The sequence below is a fragment of the Methylobacterium sp. WCS2018Hpa-22 genome (assembly GCF_031843785.1).
Lineage (GTDB): Bacteria > Pseudomonadota > Alphaproteobacteria > Rhizobiales > Beijerinckiaceae > Methylobacterium.
In genome coordinates, this window is record NZ_JAVTJA010000006.1 from 191527 (window position 1) to 202625 (window position 11099).

At 62.8% G+C, this 11099-nt stretch carries 10 protein-coding genes and 1 riboswitch; of the genes, 7 read left to right on the plus strand and 3 right to left on the minus strand.

Going from position 1 to position 11099, the window contains the following annotated elements; genetic code table 11:
• Window positions 1-248 precede the first annotated feature (248 nt).
• Window positions 249-689, plus strand: coding sequence for a pseudoazurin (locus tag RQI43_RS10250; RefSeq protein ID WP_207411616.1), 441 nt, complete (start codon window positions 249-251; stop codon window positions 687-689).
• A 51-nt stretch (window positions 690-740) separates the two neighbouring features.
• On the opposite strand, the gene RQI43_RS10255 is transcribed toward RQI43_RS10250, so the two are convergent.
• Both RQI43_RS10255 and carA read right to left on the minus strand, forming a co-directional pair.
• A complete protein-coding gene (locus RQI43_RS10255) occupies window positions 741-1118 on the minus strand; it encodes a hypothetical protein (RefSeq protein ID WP_056431120.1) in 378 nt (125 codons plus the stop codon).
• 200 nt (window positions 1119-1318) lie between these two features.
• Window positions 1319-2557 carry a glutamine-hydrolyzing carbamoyl-phosphate synthase small subunit gene (gene carA, locus RQI43_RS10260; RefSeq protein WP_056431116.1) on the minus strand — a complete coding sequence of 413 codons (1239 nt, stop codon included), beginning with the start codon at window positions 2555-2557 and terminating at the stop codon, window positions 1319-1321.
• Window positions 2558-2762: 205 nt separating this feature from the next.
• Here carA and RQI43_RS10265 point away from each other — a divergent pair, with 205 nt between their 5' ends.
• From RQI43_RS10265 to rpoD, 3 genes are all read left to right on the plus strand, one after another.
• A complete protein-coding gene (locus RQI43_RS10265) occupies window positions 2763-3224 on the plus strand; it encodes a GatB/YqeY domain-containing protein (RefSeq protein WP_311275084.1) in 462 nt (153 codons plus the stop codon).
• 95 nt (window positions 3225-3319) lie between these two features.
• On the plus strand, window positions 3320-5242 hold the full coding sequence (gene dnaG, locus RQI43_RS10270; RefSeq protein ID WP_082469951.1) for a DNA primase: 1923 nt from the start codon (window positions 3320-3322) through the stop codon (window positions 5240-5242).
• 197 nt (window positions 5243-5439) lie between these two features.
• Entirely contained in the window at window positions 5440-7440 is a 2001-nt protein-coding gene (gene rpoD, locus RQI43_RS10275) for an RNA polymerase sigma factor RpoD (RefSeq protein ID WP_056431109.1), read from the plus strand.
• Window positions 7441-7580: 140 nt separating this feature from the next.
• Here rpoD and RQI43_RS10280 read toward each other — a convergent pair whose 3' ends face one another.
• A complete protein-coding gene (locus tag RQI43_RS10280; protein WP_082469953.1) occupies window positions 7581-7970 on the minus strand; it encodes a hypothetical protein in 390 nt (129 codons plus the stop codon).
• Between the two features lie 162 nt (window positions 7971-8132).
• Here RQI43_RS10280 and RQI43_RS10285 point away from each other — a divergent pair, with 162 nt between their 5' ends.
• From RQI43_RS10285 to thiS, 3 genes are all read left to right on the plus strand, one after another.
• Window positions 8133-9383, plus strand: coding sequence for an adenylate/guanylate cyclase domain-containing protein (locus RQI43_RS10285; protein ID WP_311275134.1), 1251 nt, complete (start codon window positions 8133-8135; stop codon window positions 9381-9383).
• A 65-nt stretch (window positions 9384-9448) separates the two neighbouring features.
• Window positions 9449-9579, plus strand: a riboswitch (TPP riboswitch).
• 74 nt (window positions 9580-9653) lie between these two features.
• A complete protein-coding gene (thiO, locus tag RQI43_RS10290; protein WP_405030592.1) occupies window positions 9654-10874 on the plus strand; it encodes a glycine oxidase ThiO in 1221 nt (406 codons plus the stop codon).
• Window positions 10871-11083: a sulfur carrier protein ThiS gene (gene thiS, locus RQI43_RS10295; protein ID WP_311275085.1), complete on the plus strand. Its 213-nt coding sequence runs from the start codon at window positions 10871-10873 to the stop codon at window positions 11081-11083. The genes thiO and thiS overlap by 4 nt, the downstream gene beginning before the upstream one ends.
• Window positions 11084-11099 lie beyond the last annotated feature (16 nt).

An 11099-nucleotide genomic window follows, 5' to 3' on the forward strand; every position in this document is an offset into this window, starting at 1 on the left:
GGACGCGAGCGGCGTGAATGATCGTTAGGGTTCGCGTCTACACGCGGCGGGAGGGTTTTGGAAGAGCGTCGAGAGGCTTGGCGGCGATTGTGCCCGCCCCGAATGACCGCTCGATCGCCGCCAAGAATAATTAAACTATAATAACTATAAATCTAAGAAGATGCAAAATATTGCGCCCTCGACGGAGCTGTGTAATTGAGGTGATCGACGCATTGTCGATCTCGAACAAGACTAATTCGAGGATAAGAATGATAAAGCTAGGAACGCTCGTGGGCACGCTGGCCCTGTGCATCGCCTCCGGCCCAGCCGCTTTCGCCGCCGAGATCGCCGTGAAGACCCTCAACAGCGGGCCGGGTGGTCTGATGGTCTTCGACCCTGCCTTCGTGAAGTTGGCGCCGGGCGACAGCATCAAGTTCGTCCCCCAGGACAAGGGGCACAATGCCGAACTGATCAAGGGCATGGCGCCCGAGGGAGCAGAAACCTTCAAGACCGTCCTGGGCAAGGAGGAGGTCGTCAAGTTCGACAAGCCCGGGGTCTACGGCATCAAGTGCTCGCCGCATTACCTCATGGGCATGATCGCCGTGGTGGTGGTCGGCGACAAGCCGGAGAACCTCGAAGCGGCGAAGGCGGTGACGCACAACAAGCTTGCCGCGAAGCGGTTCGAGCCTCTGCTCGCCCAGGTTCAGTGACGTGACGAAGGAGGCGGCGCCAAGCCGCCTCCAACTTCCCGCGCGGCGTCGTCAAAGGCCAATATAGAGGGCGGCCACCGCGCGATCGATGGAAAGATAGAACACGCCGAAGGCCACGGCGGCGGCCGCGGCGAATTCGAGGGCGACGTTGGGCAGGGTCTGCGAGCGGCGCAGGATCTCGCGGCCGAAGAACAGGCTGAGCCAGGCGATCGTGAGGACGACTGGCAGGACGAAGAGGAAGGACCAGGTGCTCTCGATGGTCTGGGTGCCGCCGGCCGGGTCGATGAGCGCGCGGATGTTGCGGACCCAGGGGGCGTAGCAGGCCGAATACAGGGCGGTCATCCAGGCGAGAGCGACGGCCACGCCGAGATGGAACGTGAAGACCCGATGCAGGCGCGAGAAATCATCGCGCGCGTCGTCGAACGTCATGTGGAAAACCCCGTGCTCAAGGCAGTAGGACGATCGTCGCGGCGGCGTCACCGTGCCGATCGTCATTGGCTTCGGGGAGTGCCGGTCAAAGCCGGGTTTTTTGTGACAGGGAGGGAACCATTTCGCGAATGCCCCGGCGGCGATCCGCCGGAGCTTAGGGGACGGGCGCGAACGCGCCTGACGCGGCGAACGAAACGGCCCTACGCGGCGCCGGTGGGAGCCGTCTCCGCCTTGCCGCTGCGCATTAGCGCCACGAACCGCTCGAACAGGTAGTGGCTGTCGCGTGGGCCCGGCGAGGCTTCCGGGTGGTGCTGAACCGAGAAGGCCGGGCGGTCGGTGAGGGTGAGTCCGCAATTCGAGCCGTCGAACAGCGAGATATGCGTCTCCACCGCCGTCTCGGGCAGGCTGGCCGGATCGACAGCGAAGCCGTGGTTCATGGAGACGATCTCGACCTTCCCCGTGGTCTTGTCCTTCACCGGGTGGTTGGCCCCGTGATGGCCCTGAGCCATCTTCACGGTGCGTCCGCCGAGCGCGAGGCCCATGAGTTGGTGTCCCAGGCAGATGCCGAAGGTCGGCACCTTCTCGTCCAGAAGCTCGCGGATCACCGGGACCGCGTATTCGCCGGTGGCGGCCGGATCGCCTGGACCGTTCGAGAGGAAGACACCGTCGGGCTTCATCGCCATGATCGCGGCGGCGGAAGTGGTGGCAGGCACGACCGTGACATCGCAGCCGGCCTCGGCGAGCAGGCGCAGGATGTTGCGCTTCACCCCGTAATCGATGGCCACGACCTTGAGGCCCTCGCCGATCTGGCGGCTGCCGTAGCCGCTCTTCACCGCCCAGGTCGTCTGCGACCAATCGGAAGTCTCGCGGCTCGTGACCGGCGGAACGAGGTCGAGACCCTCCATCGGGGCGAGGGCGGCCGCGCGCGCCTTCAGTGCCTCGCGGTCAAACCGGCCCTCCGGATCGTTGGCGATGACGGCGTTGGGCATGCCGTGGTCGCGGATGAGGGCGGTGAGCGCCCGCGTGTCGATCCCTGTGATGCCGACGATGCCGCGCGCCTTCAGCCAGGCGTCGAGATGGCTCGACGAGCGCCAGCTCGACGGGTTGGTGACGGCCGAGGCGATGACCGCGCCGCGGACGCCGGACGCGGGGGCCGCGTCGAGGCTCTCCAGGTCTTCGTCGTTGGTGCCGGTATTGCCGATATGCGGAAAGGTGAAGGTGACGATCTGGCCGGCATAAGAGGGGTCGGTGAGGATTTCCTGGTAGCCGGTCATCGCCGTATTGAAACAGACCTCGCCATCGGCGGCCCCGGTCTGACCGATGCCGAATCCTTCGAGGACGGTGCCGTCGGCCAGCACGAGGAGGGCTGTCGCGACGGGCTCGGCCCACGGTGCGGGCGTGGAGGATGATTGCGCTGGGGCGCCTTCGTCTTGCAGCATCGTCGCGATCTCGCTTATGTCCGGCCGACCCATCGACGCCGGTACGACGGCGCGTGCGGGTGGCGCATTGTGCGGCGCTCATAACGAGCGGGCCGTGATGGGGTCAATGTGGCCTCGGCGTTCGACCGGCTCAACCACTTCGATTCGCAGAATTTCGCAATTCGCACACCATTCCCGTTATCGGGACTACTTTCAGGAGACAACCATGCTGCGCGCCTGCCTTACCAGCGACATGAAAGAGGCCATGAAGGCCGGCGACAAGGCCAAGCTCGCCACTGTGCGGATGATTCAAGCCGCTTTGAAGGACAAAGACATCGAGGCCCGCGGTCTCGGCAAAGAGCCAGCCACAGAGGAAGAAATTCTCGCGCTACTGCAGAAAATGATCAAACAGCGCAACGAATCCGCTGGCGTCTATGATCAGGGTGGCCGCCCCGAACTCGCCGAGAATGAGCGGGCCGAGGCTGCGATCATCGCGGGTTATCTGCCCCAACAGATGGATGAGGCCGAGACGAGAGCTGCGATCGAGGCGGCTGTCGCGGAAACCGGTGCGGCTCGTCCTAAGGACATGGGCAAGGTCATTGCCGTGTTGAAAGGAAATTTCGCGGGCCGGATGGATTTCGGCAAGGCTAGCGGTCTGGTGAAGGACGTGCTGAACGCCAAATCCTGACTGATGGGGTTTCTGGGGGGAGCGCGCGTCGAAGCGTTCGGGACTCTTTAAACGCACTGGGCTAGAATGAACCTCTGCAAAGGTTCGGTGCCCCAGTGCGTTACCCGCCCCACATCCTCGAAGAGATCAGAGCGCGGCTTCCCGCCTCCGACGTGGTCGGGCGGCGGGTTAGGCTGAAGAAGGCGGGCCGCGAGTGGCGCGGCCTATCGCCCTTCAACTCGGAGAAGACACCGTCCTTCTATGTGAACGACCAGAAGCAGTTCTACCACTGTTTTTCGAGCGGTAAGCACGGCGACGTCTTCACGTTCCTGATGGAGACCGAGGGCCTCAGCTTTCCCGAGGCGGTGGAGCGCCTGGCCGGGGAGGCGGGGGTGACCCTGCCCGCGCCCAGCGCCGACACGCGGGAGATGGAAACCAAGCGCACCGGCGCTTTCGAGGTCATGGAACTGGCGGCCGCCTATTACGAGGACCAGCTCAAGGGCCGCCTCGGTACCGGCGCCCGCGCCTATCTCGACCGGCGCGAACTCGGCCCCGAGATCCGCTCGCGTTTCCGGCTCGGCTACGCCACGTCGGAGCGCTACGGCCTGCGCGATCATCTGGCCGCGAAGGACGTGGACAAGGAGCTGATGGCCGAACTGGGCCTGCTCGTCAGCGGCGACGACATCGCCGTCCCCTTCGACAAGTTCCGCGACCGGGTGATGTTTCCCATCACCGACAGCCGGGGCCGGGTCATCGCCTTCGGGGGCCGGGCGATGCAGGCCGACGCCAAGGCGAAGTACATGAATTCGCCGGAGACCCCGCTCTTCCACAAGGGGCAGGTGCTCTACAACCTGCACGGCGCCCGCAAGGCGGCCCATGATCGCGGGACGATCATCGCGGTGGAAGGCTATGTCGACGTTATCGCCATGACCATGGCCGGACACCCGAACGCTGTCGCCGGCCTCGGCACGGCCTTAACGGAGGAACAGCTGGCGCTGCTCTGGCGCCATGCCGACGAGCCGATCCTGTGTTTCGACGGTGACGGCGCCGGCCAGCGCGCGGCGTTCAAGGCACTCGATGTGGCCCTGCCGGGATTGACGCCTGGAAAGTCGCTGCGCTTCGCGCTTCTGCCGGAGGGGCAGGACCCCGATGACCTGCTCCGCTCGGCCGGCGCTTCGGCCATCGATCGCGTTCTCGAAGGCGCCCGCCCCCTTGTCGACGTTCTATGGTCGCGCGCTACGGAATCCACGCCAGCGGATACGCCCGAACGCAAGGCTGGTCTCGCCAAAGGGCTTCGCGAGATGGTCGCTTCGATCCGCGACGAGACAGTGAGACGGTTCTATAAGGATGAGATAGAGGGGCGCCTTCGTGGCCTCTCACCCGCTAGTAGCGGTGGCCAGCGTCGGACCGGTTATGAGCCCCGGAACGGTGGTGTATCGACGTTTCAGCGCAAACCGCGACCTGGTGATCCGCCGCCATCACCGCGAATCACTACGAAGTTCAACCCGCTCTTTGCTGGATCGACTAATTCCGGCGGGACGGCAATGTTTCGCGATCGTGAGGCTATGATCGTCTCGAGCTTGCTGGCTCACCCGGAATTATTGGGGATAGAAGCCGAGGATCTGGCAGCGCTGGAACTCGACGATCCCGACGCACAGGCGCTACGGTCCCTGCTGCTGGACCAGGCCGCGGACGCCGATCAGCCGGATGTGGAGGTGCTGGAAACTCGTTTGCGCAGGGCTGGGCTCGGCGAGGCAGCGATACGGCTCGCCTCCCATGTCCGGCCTGGTGACCGCTGGACGCTCGATCCGCATGCAGACCGGATGCGGCTGGAAGACGCATTGCGTCAGGCCGTGATCTTGCACCGGAAGTCTGGCGCGCTAAATAGCGAGCTTCGCTCTGCCGAGCGCGCACTGGTCGAGGATGAATCCGAGGCCAACTTCGCTTGGCTTTGCGACGTCAAGGAACGTATGGCCGTAGTCGCAGGGGCAGAGGCAGACGCCGACGTGCCAGAATCAGACGATACGGCGGCCGCGTAACCACGACGAAACAGGATTTAGGGTGCCGCTTGCGGCGCATGGTTAACAATCGGTCAAGCGTCGTGCTTGTACACCGAAATATGAGATATCGACGCGGTCGCCTCGTGCGCGCCGCACATCACAGAATGGTGGCGTGGACGACGCGGAGTGAGCCGAACGCTCCCGCTCAACGCGACCAGGGCAACAATAGGCGGAACATGGCGACGAAGGCAACGGAACGGGACGATGCGGATGCTGCTCCTGAGCAACAGACCGACGGACCGCTCCTCGATCTGACCGATGCCTCGGTAAAGCGGATGGTGAAGCTCGCTAAGAAGCGCGGCTACATCACCTATGAGGAGATCAACGAGGTGCTGCCTGAGGGGCAGTCCGATCCGGATCAACTCGAGGACGTGCTGTCGCAGCTGTCCGAGATGGGCATCAACGTCGTCGAGGCCGAAGAGACCGAGGATGCTGGGGGCGACAAGCCCGCCAACGGTGAAGCGTCCGACGACGATGACGCCGCCGAAGGCACGGAAGTCGCCGAGATCGCCCCGACTAAGCCACTCGCCGTTCGCGAGACGACGGCGAAGGAACCAACCGATCGTACCGACGATCCGGTTCGCATGTACCTGCGCGAGATGGGCTCGGTGGAGCTACTCTCCCGTGAGGGCGAAATCGCCATTGCAAAGCGCATCGAGGCCGGCCGCGAGGCGATGATCGCGGGCCTTTGCGAGAGTCCGCTTACCTTCCAGGCCATCATCATCTGGCGCGATGAGCTCGTCGACGGACGCGTGCTGCTGCGCGACATCATCGACCTGGAGGCGACCTATGCCGGGCCGGACGCGAAGAACGCTCCTCAGCTCACCGAGGGCGAGGATGCGGACGAGGCCGAGGCCGAGGCGCCGATACCCTCTGAGGGCGGCGACGACGAAGACGACATGGAGAACAACGTTTCGCTCGCGGCGATGGAAGCTGAGATCAAGCCGCGCGTTCTCGAGACATTCGACAACATCGCCAACAACTATAAGAAGCTGCGCAAGCTCCAGAACGAGCATGCCGATCTCAAGGCGGGTGGCGGAACGCAGACCTCCGCTCAGAGTCAAAAGCAGTCCGACCTCAAGGATACCGTCGTCGCCGACGTGAAGTCGCTGTCACTCAACTCGAACCGCATCGAAGCGCTGGTCGAGCAGCTTTACGACATCAATAAGCGCCTCATCAGCCATGAGGGGCGCCTCATGCGCTATGCCGAGAGCCACGGCGTCGCCCGCGACGAGTTCCTGCGCCACTACCAGGGCTGGGAGCTCGATCCGAATTGGATGGAGCGTGTCGGCAAGCTCGGTGGCAAGGGCTGGAAGAACCTTGTCGAGAAGGGCGCCAAGCAAGTTGCCGATCTGCGTGAGCAGATCCTTACGCTCGCGTCGGAGACCGGCTTGGAGATCGGCGAATACCGCAAGATCGTCAACATGGTTCAGAAGGGCGAGCGCGAAGCCCGTCAGGCCAAGAAGGAGATGATCGAGGCCAACCTCCGCCTCGTGATCTCGATCGCCAAGAAGTACACGAACCGTGGCCTGCAGTTCCTTGATCTGATCCAGGAAGGCAATATCGGTTTGATGAAGGCTGTCGATAAGTTCGAGTATCGTCGTGGCTACAAGTTCTCGACCTATGCCACGTGGTGGATCAGGCAGGCGATCACTCGCTCGATCGCCGATCAAGCGCGCACCATCCGCATTCCGGTGCACATGATCGAGACGATCAACAAGATCGTCCGGACCTCGCGCCAGATGCTGCACGAGATTGGCCGCGAACCGACTCCCGAGGAGCTGGCCGAGAAGCTGGCCATGCCTTTGGAGAAAGTCCGGAAAGTCCTGAAGATCGCCAAGGAGCCGATCTCCCTCGAAACGCCTATCGGCGACGAGGAGGATTCGCATCTCGGCGATTTCATCGAGGACAAGAACGTCGTTCTGCCGATCGATGCGGCGATCCAGTCGAACCTGCGCGAGACCACCACTCGCGTGCTGGCCTCGCTGACGCCGCGCGAGGAGCGTGTGCTGCGCATGCGCTTCGGCATCGGTATGAATACCGACCACACCCTCGAAGAGGTCGGTCAGCAATTCTCTGTCACGCGTGAGCGTATCCGTCAGATCGAAGCCAAGGCGCTGCGGAAGCTGAAGCACCCGAGCCGCTCCAGGAAGTTGCGAAGCTTCTTGGACAACTGAGGTCGGATCGTTCCGCGTTTCAGGCGACGATCATCTTTCAGAATCTAGAATGGCGCATCCCTCGGTGCGCCATTCTCGTTCAGGGCCTATGACCCGTAAATAAGGGACGCGACGGCTCGTCGGCCTTGGCCACCTACGCGTCAATAGCTTGCCGCACGCGATGGGTCGAAGCCGCGCTTGCGCGAATAGATACTTTCTGCATCCGGCATGATGGCTCCCGCCATAGGATTTACGGGATTGGTGGCCCTGGGCTTTTGCCGAGATGCGTCCGTTCCACAGCCATTGCACAAGGACGCGATAGCCCGTTCACCGCGCCGGGCGATCCGTTCATTGAAGGTTGCCTGGCGCCGGCTGCTGGTTTCGTTCGATTCGGAGAAGCTCGATGTTGTCCGAGCATGAGCCTCGTCGCCTGCTGCAGCCTGCGCGCGGGATGGCGTGTTCGCGGCCGGAAGCGATACAGGCTCGGCCTTTGCCACCCCGGTACACGTCATGGCGATCACGAGGGCGACAACGCGATGTGCGAAAGGCATGGGCTGATCCGATGGTAGAGATAGAAAATCGGCGTCACGATCGGCCGGTGATGGCCAATTCCATATTACCGTGGCACCAATAGGACGACATTTTCGTGGGAACTCGTGACGAACTTGACGGCACCTGTTGTCGCCCCGCCCACTCCGACCCACTTTGGCATCATGCTCGATCTTAGTCCGCCCCATCCTCCGCCGACTGCCGATGCAGACGGGTCGGAGGCGAATGACGTACCGTTCGGGTCGCTGCAGGAGAGTGTCGCCCTCAGGGATTGGCTTTTGAGCGAGGGGGCTCGTCTGCCGCAGGCGGATGATCTTCTGGCCGGGATGTCTGAGCGGTTGATCGCTCTCGGTGTCCCTGTCGATCGCGCATCGACCGCCATAGACACGTTGCACTCCGAGTATTCAGGCGTGGGTCGTTTTTGGACGCGCGAGACTGGCTCGACGGTCCGCTTGTTCCCGCACGGCGATGCATCCGACCGTGCCTATCGAGATAGTCCGTTCTTCACCGTCCACGAGACCGGTGAATGGCTCATCGTCGATCTGAATGACACGAAGGATCTACGGTACTCGATCATTCCCGAACTCAAGGCCGAAGGTTACACTCACTATATCGTTGCGCCGTTGTTCTTTACCAATGGCACGCGTAACGGCATCACCTTCGCAACTCGCGCGGTCGGCGGCTTTCGAGACGAAGACATCGCGATCCTCCGTTTCGTCATGCCCACGCTGGCGGCAGTGATGGAGATGCGGATCGTCAACAAGACGTTGGATCAGGTTCTTCGAATTTATGTCGGTGACGAGCCTCACCGAGCGATTCTCTCCGGTGATATCCGCCGGGGGCAAGTAAAGCGTATTCGATCTGCGATTTTTTTCGCAGATATGCGAGACTACACCCAAATTTCGGCAAATATGACACCGGAAGAGGCTGTGGACCTCCTCAATATCTTCTTCGATTGCCTTGTGCCGGCCGTCGAGCGCGAGGGTGGCGAAGTGTTGAAATACCTCGGCGATGGGCTGCTGGCGATCTTCCGCGAACGCGGCGACGACCTTGGCGGAGCCGCTAAAGGCGCACTCATCGCAGCGCGAACTGCCCTAGCCGCACTCGACGAAGCAAATGCCATTGGTCGGTTCGCTCAACCCGTCGTTGCGGGTATCGCCCTCCACCATGGTGAGGCGGCCTATGGGAATGTCGGATCGGGCGCCCGGCTCGACTTCACCGTCATCGGCCGCGATGTGAACCTTGCAAGCCGCCTCGCGCGCCTGAACAAGACGCTTGGAGAGCCGCTTCTCATGTCGAAACCGTTCGTCGATTTCCTCTGGGACGAGTCGGAAGCTCTCGGAGAACACGACCTCGATGGATTCGCCGAACCAATGGGCGTCTATCGACCCGGGAGAACACCTGTGCTCGTCTGACACACGTTCTTGTATCCTAAGGCGTCCCTGGGGATTGACCGAGGCGCGATCGTTACCCACATCATAGGCGTTCCAGGGAGATCCCCGTCAAGGGGCTGAGAAACCGATGAGCTTGGGCCATGAGCCCGGGCGGCGCGGAAATCCTTTGAACCTGAACCGGCTCATACCGGCGTAGGGATTGGACCGCGGGTTTCTCTCGAAGGGAGCTCGGCACGCTTCGGATCGGAGCTGAAGGACACCAATCTTTGCGAAGCATCGCGGAGGTTCCTTTTGGACGTCTCAGCTAACCCGACCATTGGTTCCCGGAGAGCGACGGGTATCGTCATTGATAGCAACGCGTTGCCAACCCGAAGCGATGTCGTCGTTGTGGGCGCCGGATTGATCGGTCTCTCTTGTGCGTGGCGTCTGGCTCAAGCCGGGCTGAGCGTCACGGTCATCGAGCGCGACACCGTCGGCGTCGGCGCGAGCCTCGCCGCAACGGGGATGCTGGCTCCGGCTGCGGAGCATGAGCCGGGTTCGGATCCTCTACTGCCTCTAGCGCTTGAGAGCCTGGCACGCTGGCCGGGCTTTCGCGACGAACTCCAGGCCGCCTCGGGTATCAGCATCGACTACCGGGAGGAGGGGACTCTCGTCGTAGCCATCGGTCGCGATGAGGTCGACCGCCTTCGATTTCGGCACGACCTGCAGATCCGGTCCGGACTTTCCGCCCGCTGGTTGCCGGGGTCGGAGGTTCGTGCTTTGGAGCCTACCCTACGCCCCTCCGTGACGGCTGGTCTGTTCTGCCCTGACGACCATCAGGTCGATCCACGTCTCGTGATGGCCGGGCTCACCCGCGCCAATCAGGCTGCCGGTGTCACAATCGTCGAGCACTGCGCAGTGGGGGCGCTCGATTGGGTAGGCGACCGGGTCTGCGGTGCTGCCACGTCTCGCGGGCATATCTCGGCGGCGACCCTGATCCTTGCAACCGGTGCCTGGAGCGGCGACGCCAGCCTTCTTCCCGATGAACTCGCTTTGCCGGTGAGACCGTTGCGGGGTCAATCTCTGGCGCTGAAGACTACAACACGGACGGGCAATCTCTCGCACATGGTCTGGACCGAGCAGGTCCATATGGCCCCGAAGGCAGATGGCCATCTCATCATAGGCGCCACGGTCGAGGATTGCGGCTTCGTCCCCGGCGTCACCGCCGGTGGTCTTTATGCGTTGTTAGAGGGAGCGCGTCGGGTTCTACCCGGCATTGAGGAGATGGAGGTCGAGGCGGTCTGGAGTGGTTTTCGGCCAACCTCCGACGACGATGCGCCGATCATCGATACTCTGGCTCCTGGCCTCGTGGTCGCCACCGGGCATCACCGCAACGGATATCTTCTCGCTCCAGCCACGGCCGATTGCGTGGCCGAGCTCGTTACCTCCGGCGCGTTGCCCGATATCGCAAGCAGTTTCGGTCTCGCTCGATTCCAACGATCTGAGCAGCGCGAGAGGAGGGCCTTCGCATGAAGATCAGCATCAACGGACAGCCTCGCGAGATCGAGGCCGGAGATGTGTCGGCGCTCTTCCGGCTCGAGGCGGAGCTGACCGGTATTGAGAGCCCGCAGGGCATTGCCATCGCGGTGAACGGCACGGTCGTTCGCCGGCGGGATTGGGAGACGACCGACATCACGGAAGGCGACAAGGTCGAGATCGTGCGTGCCATGCAGGGCGGATAGCCGGAGGACAATCATC